The sequence below is a fragment of the Rahnella sp. JUb53 genome (genome assembly GCF_004346065.1).
In the GTDB taxonomy this organism is placed as follows: Bacteria; Pseudomonadota; Gammaproteobacteria; order Enterobacterales; family Enterobacteriaceae; genus Rahnella; species Rahnella variigena.
This window is the reverse complement of record NZ_SLYT01000016.1, coordinates 36,758-58,267: the sequence shown is the minus strand read 5'-3', so window position 1 is coordinate 58,267 and position 21,510 is coordinate 36,758. Positions and strand designations below refer to the sequence as shown.

Annotated in this window: 22 protein-coding genes and 1 tRNA gene; 12 read left to right on the top strand and 11 right to left on the bottom strand. The window is 52.7% G+C overall.

What is annotated here, in order from left to right; translation table 11 throughout:
- Nucleotides 1-6: 6 nt before the first annotated feature.
- From nrdE to EC840_RS24225, 4 genes are all read right to left on the bottom strand, one after another.
- Nucleotides 7-2,169 (bottom strand): class 1b ribonucleoside-diphosphate reductase subunit alpha, encoded by a 2,163-nt coding sequence (gene nrdE, locus EC840_RS24240; protein WP_132967325.1) that lies wholly within the window; start codon nt 2,167-2,169, stop codon nt 7-9.
- Nucleotides 2,151-2,555 carry a class Ib ribonucleoside-diphosphate reductase assembly flavoprotein NrdI gene (gene nrdI / locus EC840_RS24235; RefSeq protein WP_112289785.1) on the bottom strand — a complete coding sequence of 135 codons (405 nt, stop codon included), beginning with the start codon at nt 2,553-2,555 and terminating at the stop codon, nt 2,151-2,153. The genes nrdE and nrdI overlap by 19 nt, the downstream gene beginning before the upstream one ends.
- A gap of 10 nt (nt 2,556-2,565) precedes the next feature.
- Complete coding sequence (nrdH, locus tag EC840_RS24230; protein ID WP_113877543.1) at nt 2,566-2,805, bottom strand: glutaredoxin-like protein NrdH; 240 nt, start codon at nt 2,803-2,805, stop codon at nt 2,566-2,568.
- A gap of 256 nt (nt 2,806-3,061) precedes the next feature.
- On the bottom strand, nt 3,062-3,493 hold the full coding sequence (locus tag EC840_RS24225; RefSeq protein ID WP_113877544.1) for a carboxymuconolactone decarboxylase family protein: 432 nt from the start codon (nt 3,491-3,493) through the stop codon (nt 3,062-3,064).
- A 122-nt stretch (nt 3,494-3,615) separates the two neighbouring features.
- Here EC840_RS24225 and EC840_RS24220 point away from each other — a divergent pair, with 122 nt between their 5' ends.
- A complete protein-coding gene (locus tag EC840_RS24220) occupies nt 3,616-5,076 on the top strand; it encodes a PLP-dependent aminotransferase family protein (RefSeq protein ID WP_132967323.1) in 1,461 nt (486 codons plus the stop codon).
- Nucleotides 5,077-5,204: 128 nt separating this feature from the next.
- Here EC840_RS24220 and EC840_RS24215 read toward each other — a convergent pair whose 3' ends face one another.
- Nucleotides 5,205-5,510, bottom strand: a complete 306-nt coding sequence (locus tag EC840_RS24215; protein WP_112289780.1) for a YqjD family protein — start codon at nt 5,508-5,510, stop codon at nt 5,205-5,207.
- Nucleotides 5,511-5,783: 273 nt separating this feature from the next.
- On the opposite strand from EC840_RS24215, the gene EC840_RS24210 reads away from it, so the two are divergent.
- Nucleotides 5,784-6,980: an MFS transporter gene (locus EC840_RS24210; RefSeq protein WP_132967321.1), complete on the top strand. Its 1,197-nt coding sequence runs from the start codon at nt 5,784-5,786 to the stop codon at nt 6,978-6,980.
- Between the two features lie 125 nt (nt 6,981-7,105).
- Nucleotides 7,106-7,441 (top strand): DUF2002 family protein, encoded by a 336-nt coding sequence (locus EC840_RS24205; RefSeq protein ID WP_112289777.1) that lies wholly within the window; start codon nt 7,106-7,108, stop codon nt 7,439-7,441.
- Nucleotides 7,442-7,495: 54 nt separating this feature from the next.
- On the opposite strand, the gene EC840_RS24200 is transcribed toward EC840_RS24205, so the two are convergent.
- Together EC840_RS24200 and ygfZ are read right to left on the bottom strand one after the other, a co-directional pair.
- The gene (locus EC840_RS24200) at nt 7,496-7,936 is read right to left on the bottom strand and encodes a DUF1198 domain-containing protein (RefSeq protein ID WP_112291257.1); all 441 of its coding nucleotides are present in this window, start codon (nt 7,934-7,936) and stop codon (nt 7,496-7,498) included.
- A 272-nt stretch (nt 7,937-8,208) separates the two neighbouring features.
- The gene (ygfZ, locus tag EC840_RS24190; RefSeq protein ID WP_112291253.1) at nt 8,209-9,201 is read right to left on the bottom strand and encodes a tRNA-modifying protein YgfZ; all 993 of its coding nucleotides are present in this window, start codon (nt 9,199-9,201) and stop codon (nt 8,209-8,211) included.
- A 278-nt stretch (nt 9,202-9,479) separates the two neighbouring features.
- Here ygfZ and sdhE point away from each other — a divergent pair, with 278 nt between their 5' ends.
- Entirely contained in the window at nt 9,480-9,746 is a 267-nt protein-coding gene (sdhE, locus tag EC840_RS24185; RefSeq protein WP_112291258.1) for an FAD assembly factor SdhE, read from the top strand.
- Nucleotides 9,727-10,179 carry a protein YgfX gene (locus EC840_RS24180; RefSeq protein WP_132967319.1) on the top strand — a complete coding sequence of 151 codons (453 nt, stop codon included), beginning with the start codon at nt 9,727-9,729 and terminating at the stop codon, nt 10,177-10,179. Before sdhE ends, EC840_RS24180 begins: the two co-directional genes overlap by 20 nt.
- A gap of 33 nt (nt 10,180-10,212) precedes the next feature.
- Here EC840_RS24180 and fldB read toward each other — a convergent pair whose 3' ends face one another.
- Nucleotides 10,213-10,731 (bottom strand): flavodoxin FldB, encoded by a 519-nt coding sequence (fldB, locus tag EC840_RS24175; RefSeq protein WP_132967317.1) that lies wholly within the window; start codon nt 10,729-10,731, stop codon nt 10,213-10,215.
- A gap of 110 nt (nt 10,732-10,841) precedes the next feature.
- On the opposite strand from fldB, the gene xerD reads away from it, so the two are divergent.
- The 6 genes from xerD to EC840_RS24145 all read left to right on the top strand — a co-directional run bounded on the left by xerD (nt 10,842) and on the right by EC840_RS24145 (nt 17,278).
- Nucleotides 10,842-11,801 (top strand): site-specific tyrosine recombinase XerD, encoded by a 960-nt coding sequence (gene xerD, locus EC840_RS24170; RefSeq protein ID WP_129638957.1) that lies wholly within the window; start codon nt 10,842-10,844, stop codon nt 11,799-11,801.
- A 25-nt stretch (nt 11,802-11,826) separates the two neighbouring features.
- On the top strand, nt 11,827-12,546 hold the full coding sequence (gene dsbC, locus EC840_RS24165) for a bifunctional protein-disulfide isomerase/oxidoreductase DsbC (RefSeq protein WP_112291247.1): 720 nt from the start codon (nt 11,827-11,829) through the stop codon (nt 12,544-12,546).
- Between the two features lie 6 nt (nt 12,547-12,552).
- Nucleotides 12,553-14,286 (top strand): single-stranded-DNA-specific exonuclease RecJ, encoded by a 1,734-nt coding sequence (gene recJ / locus EC840_RS24160; RefSeq protein ID WP_113877551.1) that lies wholly within the window; start codon nt 12,553-12,555, stop codon nt 14,284-14,286.
- A gap of 130 nt (nt 14,287-14,416) precedes the next feature.
- A protein-coding gene (prfB, locus tag EC840_RS24155; protein ID WP_132967315.1) for a peptide chain release factor 2 occupies nt 14,417-15,515 on the top strand; the annotation gives its coding sequence in 2 pieces (ribosomal slippage) (nt 14,417-14,491 and nt 14,493-15,515; 1,098 coding nt in all).
- 9 nt (nt 15,516-15,524) lie between these two features.
- Entirely contained in the window at nt 15,525-17,054 is a 1,530-nt protein-coding gene (gene lysS / locus EC840_RS24150; RefSeq protein ID WP_112291242.1) for a lysine--tRNA ligase, read from the top strand.
- Between the two features lie 150 nt (nt 17,055-17,204).
- Nucleotides 17,205-17,278, top strand: a tRNA-Gly gene (locus EC840_RS24145).
- Nucleotides 17,279-17,582: 304 nt separating this feature from the next.
- On the opposite strand, the gene argG is transcribed toward EC840_RS24145, so the two are convergent.
- The gene (argG, locus tag EC840_RS24140) at nt 17,583-18,944 is read right to left on the bottom strand and encodes an argininosuccinate synthase (protein ID WP_112290320.1); all 1,362 of its coding nucleotides are present in this window, start codon (nt 18,942-18,944) and stop codon (nt 17,583-17,585) included.
- A 194-nt stretch (nt 18,945-19,138) separates the two neighbouring features.
- On the bottom strand, nt 19,139-19,615 hold the full coding sequence (locus EC840_RS24135; protein WP_129638891.1) for an Lrp/AsnC family transcriptional regulator: 477 nt from the start codon (nt 19,613-19,615) through the stop codon (nt 19,139-19,141).
- A gap of 133 nt (nt 19,616-19,748) precedes the next feature.
- Between EC840_RS24135 and EC840_RS24130 the strand changes: the two genes are divergently transcribed.
- Complete coding sequence (locus tag EC840_RS24130) at nt 19,749-20,165, top strand: DUF2000 domain-containing protein (protein ID WP_113877554.1); 417 nt, start codon at nt 19,749-19,751, stop codon at nt 20,163-20,165.
- Nucleotides 20,166-20,230: 65 nt separating this feature from the next.
- On the opposite strand, the gene EC840_RS24125 is transcribed toward EC840_RS24130, so the two are convergent.
- On the bottom strand, nt 20,231-21,415 hold the full coding sequence (locus EC840_RS24125) for a sugar transporter (protein WP_112290324.1): 1,185 nt from the start codon (nt 21,413-21,415) through the stop codon (nt 20,231-20,233).
- Nucleotides 21,416-21,510: the final 95 nt, after the last annotated feature.

Here is a 21,510-nt window from a genome sequence, read left to right as displayed (position 1 = left end):
AATCGGTTACAGCGTGCAGGAAACGCAGCCCTGAACTTCGGTGCCTTCCAGCGCCATCTGGCGCAGACGGATGTAATAAATGGTTTTGATGCCTTTGCGCCAGGCGTAAATCTGCGCTTTGTTAATGTCGCGCGTGGAGGCGGTATCGCGGAAGAATAGCGTCAGTGACAACCCCTGATCGATGTGCTGTGTGGCTTCGGCGTAGGTATCAATGATTTTTTCCGGGCCGATTTCGTAGGCATCCTGGTAGTAATCCAGATTGTCATTGGTCATAAACGCCGCCGGATAATACACGCGTCCAATCTTGCCCTCTTTGCGGATTTCTACGCGGGACACAATCGGGTGAATACTCGACGTCGAATTATTGATGTAAGAAATAGAACCAGTCGGCGGCACCGCCTGTAAATTCTGGTTATACAGCCCGTGCTGCATCACGGAATCTTTCAGCGCCGCCCAGTCTGCGGTAGTCGGAATAGCAATCCCGGCGTCAGCAAACAGTTCGCGCACGCGGTCGGTTTTCGGCTGCCATTTCGCCGCCAGTGCGTCATCGACATATTTGTCAAAATACGCGCCGCTGGCGTAGGTGGAATCTCTGAAACCTTTAAACGACTGCTGGCGCTCGATAGCGATCTGGTTCGAGGCGCGGATCGCATGGAAAGCCACGGTGCAGAAATAGATATTGGTGAAATCCAGACCTTCTTCTGAGCCGTAATAAATACGCTCGCGGCACAGATAACCGTGCAGGTTCATCTGGCCGAGGCCGATGGCGTGCGAATCCTGATTCCCCTGATCGATAGATGGCACCGAACGGATATGGCTCATGTCAGAGACTGCCGTCAGCGCGCGAACCGCCATTTCTACGGTATTGCCGAAATCCGGTGAATCCATCGCCGAGGCGATATTCAGTGAGCCGAGATTACAGGAAATGTCTTTGCCAATTTCCTGATAAGACAGGTCTTCGCCGTAGATCGTCGGCGAATTCACCTGCAAAATCTCCGAACACAGGTTGCTCATATTGATGCGGCCTTTGATCGGATTGGCGCGATTCACCGTGTCTTCAAACATCATGTACGGATAGCCGGATTCAAACTGAATCTCCGCCAGCACCTGGAAGAATTCGCGCGCGTTGATTTTGCTTTTGTGAATGCGTTTGTCATTCACCATCTCGCGGTATTTCTCGCTGATGCTGATTTCAGACATCGGCACGCCGTACACTTTCTCCACGTGATACGGCGAGAACAGGTACATATCTTCGTTGTTCTTCGCTAGTTCGAACGTGATATCCGGAATGACCACACCGAGCGACAGCGTTTTAATACGGATTTTTTCGTCGGCGTTTTCGCGCTTAGTATCGAGGAAACGCAGAATATCCGGGTGATGAGCGTTCAGATACACCGCGCCCGCGCCCTGACGCGCGCCGAGCTGGTTGGCGTAAGAGAAGGCATCTTCCAGCATCTTCATGATCGGAATAACGCCGGAAGACTGGTTTTCGATGCGCTTGATCGGCGCGCCCACTTCACGGATGTTGGTCAGCATAAAGGCCACGCCGCCGCCGCGTTTGGAGAGCTGTAAGGCCGAGTTGACCGAGCGACCGATAGATTCCATGTTGTCTTCAATGCGTAACAGGAAACAGGACACCAGTTCGCCGCGCTGTTTTTTTCCGCAGTTGAGGAATGTCGGCGTTGCTGGCTGGAAGCGGCCGGAAATGATCTCATCAACAAAATGGCGGGCGAGCTGAATATCGCCGCGTGCCAGCGTCATCGCCACCATACACACGCGATCTTCATAACGCTCAAGGTAGCGTTTGCCGTCAAAGGTTTTCAGCGTGTAGCTGGTGTAATACTTGAATGCGCCCAGAAAGGTCTGGAAGCGGAATTTTTTGGCGTAAGCCTGTTTGAATAACGCTTTAATATCGTCAAACGCGTACTGATCCAGCACGGCGGCTTCGTAATAGCCTTCTTCCACCAGATAACGCAGTTTCTCCGCCAGATTATGGAAAAACACCGTGTTTTGATTGACGTGTTGCAGGAAGTATTGGCGCGCGGCCAGGCGGTCTTTATCAAACTGGATCTGGCCGTTAGCGTCGAACAGATTCAGCATCGCGTTAAGCGCGTGATAATCCGGGCTGCTGGTGCCGGGGTCGGTAATTGCTAGTTCTGTCGCTGCCAAAATTCTGTTACTCCCTGTCTGACCTTTGCAACGTCTTCCGGCGTTCCCAGCAATTCAAAGCGGTACAGGTAAGGCACCTGACACTTCTGGGAAATAATCTCACCGGCAATGCAATACGCTGCGCCGAAGTTGGTGTTACCGGCGGCGATAACGCCGCGGATGAGTGAACGGTTATGTTCATCGTTCAGAAAACGGATCACTTGTGTCGGCACCGCGCCTTTGGACGATCCGCCGCCGTAGCTCGGCACCACCAAAATATACGGTGTGTCGACACGCAATTTTTCAGGCTGACGATCTATCGGGATGCGGATCGCCGGCAATCCCGTTCTGCCGACGAAGCGATGGGTGTTTTCTGAACTGCTGGAAAAATAGACCAACGGATTCATCCGCCGGTCCTCAGAACGCGTTCTGAAGCTGGCGCAGGGCGCTGATTTTGTCCGGACGGAAACCAGACCAGTGGTCGTCACCGGCCACAATCACCGGAACTTGCTGATAACCCATCGCACGAACCTGCCCGAGAGCCTGCTCATCCTGAGTCAAATCGACAACTTCGTAGGCGATGCCTTGTTTATCGAATGCACGGTAAGTCGCGTTGCACTGGACACAGTCTGGTTTACTGTAAATAATAATGCTCATGATTCGTATTTCCATCTAGTAAGAAATCAGAGACAATTTTTGCCTGCCCGCTGTGCGGCTGTTTCAGCCGGGGGAAAGGCGCGAGAGTCGGTGCCATCGTGGCGTTCCGATGGACTGAATACTAGATGTGGTGATTTAAATTTTCAACCACACAATATGTAGATTTTCTAAATTTGCTTATTGCAAAAACGGCAAAGCCCGCAGGAAGCGGGCTGGAGAGGGAAAACTTTTTTAGTTCAATTTTTGAGCGGTCAGATTACTGGCGCATACCCACCGCGAGACGGTTAAACGCATTCATCAGACCGATGGCGAAGGTCAGTTCTGAGATTTCCACGTCGCTGAATTGTGCTTTCAGCGGCTCAAAGGCGTTATCCGGTGCGCCGGTAGCGGCAATAAGAGTGAGTGATTCAGCCCAGGCCAGTGCCGCGCGTTCACGTTCAGAATATGCATGGCTGACCTGCCAGCCCGCCAGTTGATCCAGTTTGGTCTGCGCGACGTCCATTTTGCGCAACGCTTTAGAGTGCATATCCAGACAATACGCACAGCCGTTAATTTGCGAAACACGCAGGAACGCCAGTTCGATAATCACGTTATCCAGCGGACCGTTTTCCAGTGCGCCGAGCGCCGCTTTCATCGGTTCCATCACCGAAGAAGACAGGGAATAGTAAGGCAGGCGAAGTGCAGTCATGATGATTTCCTCTGGGATTTTTGGAGTAAACAGTGACGCACCGTGCGTCTCAATGACCGTAACTTTACGCCTCGTATGGTCTATACTACAGAGCCATAAAATACATATTTATACAGGTCATGATGCGCGGCTTCAGTCTTTCCTTTCAGCTCGATCCCCGGCACAAAGCACCGCTTTACCGCCAGATTTATCAGCGGGTAAAACAGGCGATCATGGCAGGGCAGCTTAAACGCGACAGCCGTGTGCCGTCGGTGCGGGCGCTGGCCAGTGAACTTGGCGTGGCGCGTGCCACGGTGGAAAATGCCTATGGCCTGTTGATGGCGGAAGGCTTTTTGCAAAGCCGCGGACAGGCCGGAACGGTGGTCAGCGCGCCGGAAAGTTTATCCTCACCCGAGCCAGCACCGGTCAGAAAAGACGCCGGGCGTAAGCCCATCAACCCGATGTTGCCTTCTGTTTCTTCCCTTCCTTTTCAGCTCGGGCTTCCGGCGCTGGATGCGTTCCCGCGTGCTATCTGGTCGCGCATTGTCTCAAGGCAAATCCGTCACACCGGCATGAATGATTTAGGCCATCCGCCGCTGGCGGGTACAGACGTTTTACGCCACGCGGTAGCCCGTTATCTGCAACTTTCCCGCGGGTTTACCTGCCGTCCGGAACAGATATTTATCTGCGGCGGCTATGCGCCGGTACTGGATTTGATCATCGGCAGTCTGCTGCAACCGGGCGACGGCGTCTGGCTGGAAGACCCGGGTTATCCGGTTACGCAGGCATTTTTCCGTGCGGCAGGTGCGGTTGCCATGGCGGTGAACGTGGATGATGAGGGCATGAATGTGCCGCAGGCGGTGAAGCAGTTTCCTGACGCACGATTTGCCGTTGTTACGCCCGCGCACCAAAGCCCGACCGGCGTGACCATGAGTTTAGCGCGGCGCATGGCGCTGCTGGACTGGGCAGCACAGCAACAGGCGTGGATTATTGAAGATGATTACGACAGCGAGTTCCGTTATCACGGACAGCCTTTGCCTTCGCTGAAAAGTCTCGATACGCAGGGAAGGGTGATTTACGCTGGAACGTTCAGCAAAGTGATGTTTCCGGCGCTTCGCTGCGGCTATGTGGTGGTGCCGGAAAGTCTGGTGGAAAAAATCGAGGCATATTGCCCGCTGCGAATTTGCGGCACGCCGCCTTTGGTGCAAAGCAGCATTGCGGAATTCATCGAACAGGGGCATTTCTACCGGCATCTGAAACGGATGCGCCAGCTTTATGCTGAACGCCGTGGTTATCTCGAGCAGGCGCTGGAGGCGCAGTTTCCGGCCGGGGTGTTACGGGTGAATCAGCAGGTCGGCGGGATCCAGTTATCCGCCAGCCTGAATACCCGTCTGGATGACGCGCTGATCGCCAGACATGCCCGCGAACAGGGGCTGGCGGTGCAGGCGCTTTCCGACTGGCAGGTTGAGCGGCGTGAGCGTGGCGGAGCGTTACGCCCGAACGGTTTGCTGATGGGGTTTCCTAATATCAGTTCTCAGGAGCAGGCCCAAGGGCTGGTGCAGCGGTTGGAGCGGGTGATTTCAGGAAGCCAGAACCAGAAATAGAAAACGGAGCCCGAAGGCTCCGTCGTCTTTTTAGCAATTACGCGGCAATGAGGGGGCCACGCGGATGTTTCAGCTTTTTAAGGCATATTCCCGACACAGGAGTGAAACATCACTAATTGCCTTTTTTGTTAGCGACGTCCCAGAAGGACACCGATAACAATACCGATTGCCGCACCGGCACCGACGCCATACCACGGATTATCTTTCACATAATCATTGGCTGTAGCCGCCGCATCACGTGCCTGCTGGCTAATTTTATCGGTGTTAAAACGTGCGCGTGTATCACGCAGAACGCCCTGTGCTTTGCTGCGGAGTTTATCCAATTCATCCTTGGATTTATCGCCTGCAGACTGAAGTACTTCATCCAGCGTATCCGCCAGCAGGGTTACGTCCTGATTGATATTTTTTTCTACTTTATCTGTTTTCTTAAACATTCCGTCTCTCCTTGTGTGACTGTTGGATTAAGCATAGACCATAATGTCGTACCAGATGGTTCTTTAAGGACAAAGACCTGTGATGATGGGGCTTTACAGGCCATGACCCTGTGGCAGCAAGTCAGGCGGGGCGCGGGCTGACGTGATACGTCTCAGATTTCTCTGCAAAACAAAATCTGCGTTACAGCCAATAACATTTTTAGCCCGTTTCGAGGCTAAAACCTGTTTATACTGTTGATTCCACTCTCTGTGATCTCATTTTCGGGTCCGCCCATGTCTTTAAGTACGCTTCGTTCTAACGCTCTGCTCAATAAACGCATTTTGTCGTTCATGCTGTTTACCTTCGTTGTCTATCTGACCATCGGCTTACCGCTCGCCGTCTTGCCAGGCTTTGTGCATAACACGCTGGGATACAACTCGGTGCTGGCGGGACTGGTGATCAGCGTTCAGTATTTTTCAACGCTCATCAGCCGCCCGCATGCCGGGCGTTACGCGGATATGCTTGGGCCAAAACGGGTGGTGATTTTTGGTCTGATTTGCTGCGGGATGAGTGGCGTGTTTTACGCGATTGCCTTCTGGTTTGCTGCTTATCCGCTGGCGAGCCTGCTATTACTTTGTCTGGCACGCGTTTTCTTAGGCGTAGGCGAAAGCTTCGGCAGCACCGGAACCACCTTGTGGGGGATTGGCGCGGTGGGTGCGAAACATACGGCGCGGGTGATCTCGTGGAACGGCGTGGCGACTTATGGCGCGATGGCTGTCGGCGCGCCGCTTGGAGTATTGCTCAACCATGCTTACGGGCTGATGGGCGTAGCCGTTCTGATTATTGTCGCTGCTGCATTTGCCGCCATTCTTGCCTGTATGAAAGCGGCGATTTCTGTCACCGCCGGTAAACGTATTGCCTTTAAAGCGGTGGTTGGACGCATCTGGCTTTACGGACTGGGGCTGGGTTTCGGCACGATCGGGTTCGGCGTTATCGCCACCTTTATCACACTGTATTACGCCGATAAAGGCTGGAGCGGAGCGGCGTTCACGCTCACTTTATTCAGCCTCGGATTTGTTGGCGCGCGTCTGATTTTCGGCAATATGATTAATCGCTTTGGTGGCCTGCGCGTTTCACTGGTTTCGTTTGTGTTTGAAGTGGCGGGGTTGCTGATGATCTGGCTGGGGCACGATCCGCTTTCTGTGCAGTTTGGCGCGTTCCTTACCGGCTCGGGTTTCTCGCTGATTTTCCCTGCGCTGGGCGTGGAGGCGGTAAAACAGGTGCCGCCGCAAAATCAGGGCACGGCGCTGGGCTTATATTCTGCATTTTTAGATCTCGGGCTGGGGATCACCGGACCGGTTGCCGGACTGATTATTTCGCATCTGGGCACGCCCTCTATTTATCTGGCGGCAGCTTTTATGGTCGTGGTCGCCTGGTTACTGACACTCAAAATATGGCTGCAAAACGAGCGTCAGACTCAGGCTGAATAACCATTTTACAGTGTGAATGCTGAGTGTAGATAAATCCTAAATACGCCAAAATTTGGGATAAACGCATTGTCTGGCAGAGTTATTGCGGTAAGGTCGCCTTGCGGTTAAAGAAGCGAGGAGCAACCATGTATTTACGGCCAGATGAAGTGGCACGCGTTTTAGAAACATCAGGTTTTGAACGCGATTTTATTGATGATAAAGCTTACGGTTACCGCCGGGGCGAGCATTATGTGTATGTAAACCGGGAAGCGCGGTTTGGCCGGACTGCCCTGGTAATACACCCGGCTCTGAAAGAGCGCAGTGAACGATTTGCAGAACCTACGGCATCTTTTCGCAGCAGCGATGCGTACAAGAATTTCCCGCTGGATGTTTCCAGCGACAACGAAACCTATTATGGAATTTGCCACGGTTTCAGTTCGCGTCAGATTCTGGCGAGCTATCTGGATAATGTATTCAGATAATCAGCCAGGTCGATCTGATAAGAAAAAGCCGCTGAATCAGCGGCTTTTTTGCGTCTATACCAGATGAATTTGGTTATACGTCTGATTGTAGTCGCGGCGAAACTGCGCCAGTTCGAAAGGTTCGATATCCAGTTCAGCGAAATAAAACAGCGCCAGTTCGGCGTGTTCGCTGCTCAGCTGTGGCGGTAAATGCGCGCGCACCAGAATATTACGCCAGCGGATGATGTTTTCCTCTGAGGCATCTTTAATAAAGGTCTGATAAATAAACACAACGTAGGCAGCCTTGCGGATCTCTTCAGCGTATCCACCGCTTATTGAGCGGATAAACATCTGACTTTGTCGTTTGCCCATTTCCAGCAGCATTGAATCAATATAAACCGGCTTAATTTTCAACAGACTGGCGAGAGACGCGTTCGCTTTACGGGTGTCTGCCGTCATAAACCAATAACCCACAATAAAAACCACAACAATTGCAGCAAGCATAATCCATATCATTCTGGACTCTGGCCTCCGGCCTTTTCTGGCGTGATGTGAAAGGTGCATGCAACACCCGATGTGGGGAGTTTATCTGCTAATGACAGGAAATACGTGAAGGAGTGACAAAGAATTTGCGCCCGCTTCGCAGAATGTCATTGTAAGGGCATGGGACGCGGCAGGAACTGGTCGATCAGGCTTATGTTGATTTGCTCAATGCCAAAGGCAAACACTCTCACGATTAAGTGAATAATCACCGCCTTGCGGATCGAAGGCGGTGATGTCAGTTACTGTTACTTCGTTTCTTCCAGCGAATACGGCAATGGCTGAATGCTCAGCTGACTGGTGGCATCTTCACGCACACGCAGATTAGCGTCGGCTTCAAGGTCATTATTCAGTACCGCCTGAACCCAAACCGTGCCGTCGCTGAGCTGAACGGCCGCCAGAACGGTACCGGTACGACGCCAGTTTTCCCCGAGTTGCAATTCAAGGTCATCTGCCGGAGCGGGCACTTTGCTCGCCTTGCCGGACAACCAGTAAAGCGCGCGTTTATTGGCGCCACGGTATTTTGCTCGCGCTACCATTTCCTGACCGGCGTAACAGCCCTTGGTAAAACTGATGCCCTCGAGCGCCTGAATGTTGGTCGCCTGAGGAATAAACTGAACGGCGTTTGGTGTATCAATCACCGGGAAACCGGCTTCGATATCCAGCGCCAGCCATTGCTGACTGTCGTTGCGCTGCGCCTGCTCGCCTAATTCTTCGACCACCTGACGGGCTTTTTCCGGGCTGGTCACAATCAGATAACGTTCTGCCGGCAGGGAGAAATGCAGCAGGGTGGTTTCATCCTGTTGCACGACCTGTTGCTCTGCCGTTGGCAATGTTGAAAAGAGACCTGTCAGCGCGGCGCTGGCCTGAAAACCTGCCACGCCGAGCAATACGACGTCGTCGTCAGCCGTGAACGTCACTTTGGAGAACACCGCGTATTTCTTCATTTCGGTTAACTGAGTGTCGCGCAAATTACGACGCTCAATAAATGCCATACCGTCACCACGTTTGAACAGACGAAGGTTACTCCACATTTTTCCTTTCGCGTCACAATGCGCGCAAAGAACGTGGCTGTCGGCTGCCAGCGCATCGACATCCACAGTGACCTGACCTTGCAGGTACTTCATGGTGTCTGCGCCGGTCATGGTTACCAGCGCCCAGTCTTCCAGAGAGATCAACGTCAGCGGCAGATGAGACGACGCTGAAGGTTTTTGCGGTGGAAAGGGAAATTCGTTAGCCATTTTCTAATCCCGGTCAATGAAATGTGACTGATACCTCATGGTAAAAGAGCCCACCCGCTTTGAAAACAGTTATTGGTGCCTTTTACGGGATGCCTTCCAGAGAATGTAAAACATCCGACAGGTTTACAGCAGGTTTTACGGCACATCACGTAGATTGACAAAACAGGGCACTGAAAAGTTACGTTGCTTGACGTGCCGCTGGTAGAATCATCGCAGACATAAAGAAACTCACGTTCTGTATCCCAACAAAGAGCCTTGTTATGGAAAGCAAAAATCAACTGGATATTAATAACCGTTCCCGAGTTCACTGGGCCTGTCGCCGTGGTATGCGCGAGCTGGATATTTCTATCATGCCGTTTTTCGAGCATGAATATGATTCGCTGAGTGAGGCCGACAAAGAGGTGTTTGTCCGCCTGCTCACCTGCGATGACCCAGATCTGTTCAACTGGCTGATGAATCACGGCGAGCCAAACGATACCGAATTGCAACGCATGGTTGCCCTTATTCAGACGCGAAACAAAGCCCGTGGCCCTGTGGCGATGTGACCTGAGGGTGTCCTGGCGCAGTCAGCTTTTCTCACTGGGATGTTACGGTGCGGTGATGCTGATGATTTTGCTGGCACCCTGGCCTGCGGGTTACTGGCCTGTCTGGATGACGCTGCTGTTGCTGGTGCTGTTTGAATGCATTCGTAGTCAGCGGCGTATTACGGCACGTACGGGTGAAGTTGTTCTGACTGATGAATACCGTCTATTGTGGCGCGGTCATGAATGGCAGATTAAACAACCTGTGTGGATGATAAGCCACGGCGCGTTGCTTTCACTGCGTCGGGAGAAACTCAAAGGCGGTCTGGCGCAGGCAATGCGCAGCAGAAGGCAGCGTTTGTGGCTGGCCTCGGACAGCATGAGTCAGGAAGAGTGGCGGCATTTGCGCCAGATACTGCTGAATGCTCATCCGCGAAGCCCGGCAAAACCGGGCTGAAGTTGCGGCGTACCTGTTGCTGATGGCGAGGCGTTACAGCAGGGCGTCCATTTCCAGCAGGATTTGCTCGCACCACTGTTGCAGGCGCTCTTCGGTGAGATCAAACTGATTTACATCGTCGAGTGCCAGTCCGACGAAATGTTTGCCATCGGCACTTAGCGGTTTCGGGCTGGTAAATTCAAAGCCTTCAGTCGGCCAGAAACCGATAAAGCGAACTCCCAGCGGCACCAGCTGATGGTAAAGCATCCCAAGCGCGTCGAGGAACCATTCGCCGTAGCCGAGCTGGTCGCCCATACCGTACATGGCAACAATTTTGCCGCGTAATTTAAGTGTAGGAAGTTGATTCCAGACGGCTTCCCAGTCTTCCTGAATTTCGCCGAAATCCCATGTCGGGATGCCGAGGATCAGGATGCTGTAGTCTTCCATCACATCAGGATCAACATCTTTAATGTTGTGCAAATCAACCAGTTCATCGCCCAAAATGTCGCGAATTTTTTCCGCAGCCATTTCGGTGTAACAGGTGCTGGAACCGTAAAAAAGTCCGATTTTCATGCTTGTTGCCATAACGTCATAAGAATACGAATGGCAGGCAGTGTAGCAGATTTGGATGCATGAAAGGCATAATGGCTGGCGCAGTATGTGCTCAGGAAACAGGAGTCGGAATGCCAAAACAAGACAATGTGAACACTCAGGACGTGACCTCTGAGCAGGCTCTGCTAGCGGTGAATCAGGCGGATCAGAGCCTGACAGAACAGTTTCTGGATATGCTGTGGATTGAGCGGAATCTCGCTGAAAATACGCTCTCGTCTTACCGGCAGGATCTGAAATCTCTGCTCGGCTGGCTGCATCACAATAAGACCGATTTGCTGCATGTCAGTGCGGAAGATTTGCAGTCTTTCCTTTCCGAACGTATTGAAGGTGGTTACAAAGCCACCAGTTCGGCGCGGTTGCTCAGCGCGATGCGCCGTTTGTTCCAGTATATGAACCGCGAATCTGTACGTCAGGATGATCCGACGGCCTTGCTGTCTTCGCCAAAATTACCGCAGCGGCTGCCGAAAGATCTCAGTGAAGCGCAGGTCGATGCGTTACTGGCTTCCCCAAGTGTGGATGTTCCCCTGGAATTGCGCGATAAAGCCATGCTCGAACTGCTGTACGCCACCGGTTTGCGTGTTTCTGAACTGGTCGGGCTGACGCTCAGTGATCTGAGCCTGCGGCAGGGTGTGGTGCGGGTTATCGGTAAAGGGAATAAAGAACGCCTGGTGCCGATGGGCGAGGAAGCGGTGTACTGGATCGAGAATTATTTCGAGCACGGCAGACCGTGGCTGCTCAACGGTCAGTCGCTGGATATCGTCTTCCCGAGTAACCGCGCGCAGCAAATGACGCGTCAGACGTTCTGGCATCGTATCAAACACTATGCGATCCTTGCGGGCATTGATGCGGAACGTTTGTCACCCCACGTTCTGCGCCACGCTTTCGCCACTCACTTACTAAACCACGGTGCGGATCTGCGCGTGGTGCAAATGTTGTTAGGTCACAGTGACTTATCAACCACTCAAATTTACACCCATGTAGCGACTGAACGACTCAAACAGCTACATCAACAACATCATCCCCGCGCGTAACCCGCCGGAGAGAAAGGACGACATGATGAAAAAAGGTTTACTGCTGCTGACATTCCTGACTGCGTGTATGAGCTCCGCGGTCCATGCTGACGATGCAGCAATCAAAGCCACGCTGGGCAAACTGGGTATGAGCAATGCCGAGGTACAGCCTACGCCGGTAAAAGGCCTGAGCGCCGTTTCCACCGACAGCGGCACGATTTATATCACTGAAGATGGCAAGCATGTTTTGCAGGGGCCGATGTATGACGTCAGCGGCACTCATCCGGTCAACGTGACCAACAAAGCGCTGGTGAAAAAGCTGGATGCGCTGCAAAACGAGATGATCATCTACAAAGCCAAAAACGAAAAACATGTGATTACGGTGTTTACCGACATCACCTGCGGCTATTGCCACAAACTGCATCAGCAGATGCAAGAGTATAACGATCTCGGGATTACGGTGCGTTATCTGGCGTTTCCGCGTCAGGGGCTGAATTCTAAAACAGAGAAAGACATGCAGTCGATCTGGTGTACAGGCAACCGCAAAACCAGTTTTGATGCGGCAATGCGTGGTGATGACATCACTCCAGCAACCTGCAAAACCAGTGATATAGCGAAACACTTTGAGCTGGGCGTGCAGTTTGGCGTCACCGGCACGCCGGCTGTGGTGCTGGCAGACGGTACTTTGATCCCTGGCTATCAGCCGCCAAAAGAAATGGCCGCCATGCTCGATCAGCAGGATCCTTCACATAAAACGGGTGGTTGATTTTTCGTGACCTTGCAGACTCAACTTCGCCGCCGTGAGGCAGCGACTGGCGTGGAACTTCCCGCCGATCTTTCCCCTTTGTTGCGCCGTTTGTATCTCGCCCGGGGCGTGAAAGAAAGTCAGGAACTTGAGCGCAGCGTGCGCGGAATGCTGCCTTATCAGCAACTCGACGGCATTGATACTGCGGTCGCGTTGTTACAAAAAGCGCTGGCTGAGCGTCTGCGTATTATTATCGTCGGTGATTTTGATGCTGATGGCGCAACCAGCACCGCGCTGACGCTGTTGTCTTTACGCAGTATGGGCTGCGGGAATCTGGATTATCTGGTACCTAACCGTTTTGAAGACGGCTATGGCCTCAGTCCGGAAGTCGTCGAACAGGCAGCGTCACGCGGCGCAGAGCTGATCCTGACCGTTGATAACGGTATTTCCTCTCATGCTGGTGTCACGCTCGCCCATGAAAAGGGGATTCAGGTGCTGGTCACCGATCACCACTTGCCGGGCGAAACGTTGCCGGATGCCGAAGCGATTATTAACCCGAATCTGGTCGGCTGCGAGTTCCCGTCTAAATCGCTGGCGGGCGTCGGCGTAGCGTTCTATCTGATGCTGGCGTTACGCAGTGCTTTACGTGACAGCGGCTGGTTCGAGCAAAACGGTCTGGCGATCCCTAATCTGGCGGAACATCTGGATCTGGTGGCGCTGGGAACCGTGGCGGATGTTGTGCCGCTTGATGCTAATAATCGCATCATGGTGTATCAGGGACTTAACCGCATCCGTGCCGGAAAATGCCGGGCGGGTATCCGTGCACTGCTCGAAGTGGCGGGGCGCGAAGCCCGCACATTGTGCGCCAGCGATTTAGGTTTCGCCCTCGGGCCACGGCTCAATGCCGCCGGACGTCTTGATGATATGTCGGTTGGCGTGGCGCTTTTACTCAGCGAAGATATCGGTCAGGCGCGTGCGCTGGCCAGTGATCTGGATGCGCTGAACCAGACCCGCCGCGAGATAGAGCAGGGCATGCAGATTGAAGCGCTGGCGCTGTGCGACAAACTCGAGCGCAGCACCGACGCGCTGCCGTTTGGGCTTGCGATGTACCATCCGGAATGGCATCAGGGCGTGGTCGGTATTCTGGCATCACGTCTGAAAGAGCGTTTTAACCGGCCGGTGATTGCGTTTGCTCCCGCAGGCGATGGCATTCTGAAAGGCTCTGGCCGTTCGATTGCGGGTTTGCACATGCGCGATGCGCTTGAACGTCTCGATACGCTTAATCCCGGTCTGATGATGAAATTCGGCGGGCATGCGATGGCTGCCGGTTTGTCGCTGGAAGAAAGCAAGTTCGACGAGTTTCGTGACAAATTCGCAGAACTGGTCGGCGAATGGCTGGATCCTTCGCATCTGGAAGGTGTGGTCTGGTCGGATGGCGAACTGTCGGCCCGTGAACTGACAATAGATACGGCAGAAATGCTGCGTGACGGTGGTCCGTGGGGACAGGCGTTTCCTGAACCGACGTTTGACGGCACGTTCCGCATCCTGCAACAGAAACTGCTGAAAGAACGTCATCTCAAACTGATGATCGAACCGGTTGGCGGAGGCCCGCTGCTTGACGGTATCGCCTTTAACATCGATCCGACTTTCTGGCCGGACAGCAGCATCCGCGAAGTGCAGCTGGCGTACCGGCTGGATATCAATGAATTTCGGGGAAATCGCAGCGTTCAGTTGATCATCGAACATTTATGGCCGAAATAAGCGATTTTCACCCACAATAAACCCTGCAAAAAAACGGCTCGTTGCTATAAAAAGACCGCTAATTCCGTTAGAATCGGCGGTTCGAATGGCATTGGGCCAACTCCGATTCTAACGTAAGACGCGAAAAATCATGTTTGAAATTAATCCGGTTAAGAACCGCATTCAGGACCTGTCCGAGCGGACAGTCGTTCTTCGGGGGTATCTTTGACTATGATGCCAAGAAAGAACGCCTCGAAGAAGTAAACGCCGAGCTGGAACAGCCGGACGTCTGGAACGAGCCAGAACGCGCACAGGCGCTGGGCAAAGAACGTTCCTCTCTGGAAGCTATTGTTGAAACCATCGATGAGTTATTGCAGGGCGTGGAAGATGTGACCGGCCTGCTGGAACTGGCTGTTGAAGCCGACGATGAAGACACGTTCAACGAAACGGTTGCCGAACTCGATGTACTGACCGCCAAACTGGAACAGCTGGAATTCCGCCGCATGTTCTCCGGCGAATACGATAACGCGAGCTGCTATCTCGATATCCAGGCGGGTTCCGGTGGTACGGAAGCGCAGGACTGGGCGAGCATGCTGCTGCGTATGTATTTGCGCTGGGCAGAAGCTAAAGGTTTCAAAACAGAAGTTATCGAAGAGTCTGACGGTGAAGTTGCAGGGCTTAAATCTGCAACCATCAAGATTATCGGTGATTACGCGTTCGGCTGGCTGCGTACTGAAACCGGCGTGCATCGCCTGGTGCGTAAAAGCCCGTTCGACTCCGGTGGCCGTCGTCATACGTCTTTCAGTTCCGCGTTTGTGTATCCGGAAGTGGATGATGATATCGAAATCGAAATTAACCCTGCCGACCTGCGTATCGACGTATACCGCGCGTCCGGTGCGGGTGGTCAGCACGTCAACAAAACGGAATCTGCGGTACGTATTACCCACCTTCCGACCAACATTGTGACTCAGTGTCAGAACGACCGCTCCCAGCATAAAAACAAAGATCAGGCCATGAAGCAGATGCGTGCGAAGCTTTATGAGTATGAGATGCAAAAGAAAAATGCGGACAAACAGCAACTGGAAGACAACAAGTCTGACATCGGCTGGGGCAGCCAGATTCGTTCTTACGTGCTGGACGATTCCCGTATCAAAGATTTACGCACGGGCGTCGAAACGCGAAATACGCAGGCCGTACTGGATGGCGACCTGGATAAATTCATTGAGGCAAGTTTGAAAGCCGGGTTATGAGGAACCAAAATGTCTGAGCAACAACCAGCAGCGCAAAGCGCAGAAAACGTACCAGATCTTAACAACGAGCTGAAAGCTCGTCGTGAGAAGCTGGCTTTACTGCGTGAATCCGGTATCGCTTTCCCTAACGATTTCCGTCGTGACAGCATCTCTGATGAATTGCATGCGAAATATGGCGAAAAGACCAACGAAGAACTGGAAGCATTAAACATCGAAGTCACCGTCGGTGGCCGTATGATGACCCGCCGTATCATGGGCAAGGCATCTTTTGTGACCTTGCAAGATGTCGGCGGCCGTATCCAGCTTTACGTTGCGCGTGATGACCTTGCGGAAGGCATCTACAACGAGCAATTCAAGAAATGGGATCTGGGCGATATCCTGGGTGCGACCGGTAAACTGTTCAAAACCAAGACCGGCGAACTGTCGATCCATTGTTCTGAACTGCGTCTGCTGACCAAAGCACTGCGTCCGTTGCCGGATAAATTCCACGGCCTGCAGGATCAGGAAGCGCGTTACCGCCAGCGTTATCTCGATCTGATCGCTAACGAAGATTCCCGTAAGACCTTCAAAATCCGTTCTCAGATCATGTCTGGCATCCGCAGCTTCATGGTGGAAAACGGCTTCATGGAAGTCGAAACCCCGATGATGCAGGTGATCCCTGGTGGCGCGGCGGCACGTCCGTTCATCACCCACCACAATGCCCTCGACATCGACATGTACCTGCGTATCGCGCCGGAACTGTATCTGAAGCGTCTGGTTGTTGGTGGTTTCGATCGCGTATTCGAAATCAACCGTAACTTCCGTAACGAAGGCGTTTCTCCGCGTCACAACCCAGAGTTCACCATGATGGAACTCTACATGGCGTACGCGGATTACAAAGACCTGATCGTTCTGACTGAAACCCTGTTCCGCACGCTGACTGAATCCGTTCTGGGCAGCAGCGTTGTGCAGTACGGCGACCAGACTTTCGATTTCGGCAAGCCTTTCGCCAAGCTGACCATGCGCGAAGCGATCTGCAAATACCGTCCGGAAACTAATGTTGCTGATCTCGACGATCTGGCTAAAGCGACCGCTATCGCAGAATCTATCGGCATCAAAATCGAGAAGAGCTGGGGCCTGGGCCGTATCGTGACCGAGATCTTCGAAGAAACCGCTGAAGCACAGTTGATCCAGCCAACCTTCATTACCGAGTACCCGGCAGAAGTTTCTCCGCTGGCGCGCCGTAATGACGAGAACCCTGAAATCACTGACCGTTTCGAATTCTTCATCGGCGGCCGTGAAATCGGTAACGGCTTCTCTGAGCTGAACGATGCAGAAGACCAGGCACAGCGTTTTGCTGATCAGGTTTCTGCGAAAGATGCAGGCGACGACGAAGCGATGTTCTACGACGAAGACTACGTAACAGCGCTGGAACACGGCCTGCCACCGACTGCCGGTCTGGGCATTGGTATCGACCGTATGGTTATGCTGTTCACCAACAGCCACACCATCCGCGACGTTATCCTGTTCCCGGCAATGCGTCCGCAGACACAAAAATAAGTTTCCTCAGAAACCACAAAAGGGCGCTCCGGCGCCCTTTTTCATGCCGCAGATCACGCCATACGCTAACTGCTTAAAACTCCAGCGTTTATCCGCAATCACGCCTTGCTCCGCCGTCGTAACCGGTTATAATGCCAGTCGCACACCGATGCGGGTGTAGTTCAATGGTAGAACGGCAGCTTCCCAAGCTGCATACGAGGGTTCGATTCCCTTCACCCGCTCCAAAAACTTCTTCCTCAAATCTGTTCAATACCCCAAAAAATTCACTACCCAATCCCGATTATTCGTATTTCCTGTACGTCGTTTCTGCATGTCTAAATTTTGAACTCAAAAGTTTAAAAACGATGCAAATCAGCTGCATACCCTGCTAAGGGAAGGGGTGGGGTGGGGGATTAAGAGCAGATCGGAATGCGGAAGCTTTTACTATTTTATGGTTTGCTAAACCCCCACCCAGCCTCCCCCTTCGCAGGGGGAGGAGCATACAAGGGACTTCTGCAACTTCTTGCAAATTGTTTAAACCAACAGCAATTACTTATTCTTCACCTGTAATCCGCGTGGCAGATTATTGTTATCCACCTGCGGTAAACCGGTAGAGGCGGAAGAAGTCAGCAAGCCTGTCTCAACGTAGTTTTGCAGTTTCTCGCGGGTATCGGTGATATCCAGGTTACGCATGGTCAGCTGACCAATACGGTCATCTGGTGAGAACACAGAATCGCCTTTTTCCATGGTCAGACGCTCTGGTTTGTAAGTCAGGTTCTCAGACACGGTATTCATGATGGTGTAGTCGTTGCCGCGACGCAGTTCCAGAGTGACTTCACCGGTGATTTCGCTGGCGACCCAACGCTGAGCGGAGTCACGCAGCATCAGTGCTTGTGGATCGAACCAACGGCCCTGATACAGCAGACGACCCAGAACACGGCCATTTGCGTGATATTGCTCGATGGTGTCTTCGTTATGAATACCGGTCAGCAGACGCTCGTAAGCGATGTGCAGCAGCGCCATTCCCGGAGCTTCGTAGATGCCACGGCTTTTGGCTTCGATAATACGGTTTTCAATCTGGTCGCTCATACCCAGACCATGACGGCCACCGATGCGGTTGGCTTCCATCATCAGCTCAACGCTGTCATCAAAGGTTACGCCGTTCAGTGCAACCGGATAACCGCGTTCAAAACGGACAACCACTTCTTCCGCTTTCACGACAACGTTCTCATCCCAGAACTTCACGCCCATAATCGGATTAACGATTTTGACGCCGGAATCGAGGAATTCCAGATCTTTGGCTTCGTGCGTCGCGCCCAGCATGTTGGAGTCAGTTGAGTAGGCTTTCTCGGTCGACATTTTGTAATCGAAACCGGACTGAATCATGAATTCGGACATCTCATGACGGCCGCCGAGTTCATCGATAAAGTCGGTATCCAGCCACGGTTTATAAATCTTCAGTTCAGCATTGGTCAGCAGACCGTAACGATAGAAACGCTCGATATCGTTACCTTTGTAAGTGCTGCCGTCACCCCAGATATTCACGCCATCTTCTTTCATTGCGGCAACCAGCATGGTGCCGGTTACGGCGCGACCCAGCGGGGTGGTGTTGAAGTACGTCACGCCTGCGGTGGTGTTATGGAATGCGCCACACTGAATGGCGGCAATGCCCTCAGCAACCAGCTGTTTGCGGCAATCAATCAGGCGAGCTTTCTCTGCACCGTACTCCATCGCTTTACGCGGAATGGCATCGTAATCTTCTTCATCAGGCTGACCCAGGTTTGCCGTGTACGCATAAGGGATCGCGCCTTTTTTCTGCATCCACAGCAGCGCTGCACTGGTGTCCAGACCGCCGGAGAACGCGATACCGACACGCTGATTGATAGGAAGGTGCTTGAGAATAGTTGTCATCGATTAAATCCTGTATGAATTAGGTCTGTCTGCTAAAGGTTTCAATGCCTATATTGATAACGCAAAACCGGGTTCAGGTAAAAGGGATTTTGCATATTTATGTAAATTTTATCGCATAACTATCTACTTGTCATGTTGGCCAGGAAGTGTTTTATTCAACATCGTTCAGCATTTTGCCATACCCTCGAATGTCCTTAAATCCCCTCCAGCGGCAACACATTCAGCGGTTTCACTTCCCGGAGTACAAACGAGGTTTGCATCTCTTTAATCCCCGGTAAACGGCGCACGACTTCCATCGCGAAGCTGGAAAAACTGTCGAGATCTTTCGCCACCACCTGCAACAGAAAATCTGCGTCACCGGCAATTGCATAACAGGCAATCACCGAGGGCAGCGCGCCGACTTCCTGTTCGAAGCGCCGGGCATCTTCCTCGCTGTGGCTGTCGATTTTCACCCGGATAAAAGCCAGCAACCCCAGCCCGATTTTTTTCCGGTCAATGTTCGCCTGATAACCGGTGATCACACCGCTGTCTTCCAGCTGTTTCATCCGCCGCCAGCAGGGAGAGGCAGCCATGCCCACTTTTTCCGCCAGCTCCTGATTGGTCATTCTGCCTGAACTCTGTAGTTGTTTAAGAATGCGAAGGTCTGCCGGCGAAATTTCAGATACAGACATAATCTGCCTTTTAAATGTGATTATGAGGAAGGGATAACCAGATTAGGGCATTTTACCGCGCAAAAAGAAAGCACCTTTCAGTGTCTCAACGCTATCCTTTTTGTCATCAATAATGATGAAAAGGGCGGACAAAATGGCAGATAACCTGCGGGTGGCAATTATCCTCAATCCCGAACTTCCACCGGGATTACTGGCGAACACGGCAGGCGTAATTGGCATCGGATTAGCAGCAAAATTCCCGATGCTGGCGGGCAGTTCACTGACGGATGCAAAGGGCGTCACGACCGATACTATCTCTAAAACTCCGCTGCCCATTCTGCAGGCAACGCCGGATCACATTAAGGCGCTGATGTTCAAAGCGCTGGACGCAGCAGGCGAGCGCAGCGTGGTGCCGTTCCCGGCATTTGCGCGCACGATGCATCAGTTTGAGCAGTATGAAATGACGTTTCCGCGGCGGGATTTATACGATGAAGTACTCGATGGCGTGGGCCTGGTCGGGCCGGAAAAATGGATTAAATCGCTGACGGGGAATCTGAAGTTATTGCGTTAATTCCATGAACATTCAGACATAAAAAAACCGGCAGATGTGCCGGTTTTACTTTTCAAGTCCCGATATCAGTTCGTTACTTTCAGCTGCGGATAGCGTTTGAAAATCGTCAGACACCAGACCAACGCGATGCAGCCGATCAGCCCGCCCGCATAGCCGACGTTGCTCATTTCCAGATGCAGACTGACCTGATTGCCGATAAGCGCCCCCGCGCCTATACCAATGTTATAGATGCCGGAAAGCAGCGCCATTGAAACGTCCGTTGCATCGGTCGCCAGCGCCAGTACACGCACCTGCAGTGCCAGGCCGATAATCATCATTGCCAGCCCCCAGATCACACAAAGGACTGAAATAGCGACCGGATTCATCACCGCCACAAATAACAGCAACATGCTGAGGGTGACCAGCAAGATCGGGCCGCTGAGCATCGCCGCCGGGAAGCGGTTGCCGAGCACACTGAACGCAATGCTGCCGAGAATACCTGCGCCACCAAAAATCAGCAGCAGGAAGGTGGTGAAGTTTTCACCCATATTCGCAACGGTCTGGATAAACGGCTCGATGTAGCTGTACGCCGTGTAGTGAGCAGTCACTATCAGTGCAGTCAGCAGATACATACCGACCAGCGCCGGACGGCGGAACAACATCGGCACGCTTTTCAGTGAACCGGTATGTTCACTTGGCAGCGGCGGCAACAGTTTGATCAGGCAAATCAGCGTCAGCAGCGCAACGATGCCGATGCTCATAAAGGTGGTGCGCCAGCCGAGATATTGTCCGATCAGGCGTCCCAGCGGTAAGCCCAGCACCATCGCCAGCGCGGTACCGGTGGCTAACATACTGAGTGCCTGTGTTTTTTTACCGGCCGGTGCGACACGGATTGCCAGTGACGCGGTGATCGACCAGAAAATGGCGTGGGCGAGGGCGATACCGACACGCGAGGCCACCAGACTCCAGAAATCCCAGGCCACGACCGAAAGAATATGGCTGGCGATGAATATCACGAAGATGACGATCAGTAAGCGCTTTCGCTCAACATTGCGGGTCAGCAGCATCAGCGGCAGTGACATCAGTGCCACAACCCAGGCGTAGATGGTCAGCATCAGACCGACCTGAGCGGTCTTCATGTTGAAACTGGCGGCGATATCGGAAAGTAATCCGACAGGCACGAATTCAGTGGTGTTGAAGATGAACGCGGCAATAGCCATCATCACAACGCGGAGCCATGCTGTCCTGCGCGAAACGGTATCTGATTGCATTGAAATTTATGACTTATAAGAAGATGTTGGGATCAGGCGTCTGTCTGGCAGACACCTGTTGAGGGCATAGTGTGTTTTATTTGTGCTAAAAATGA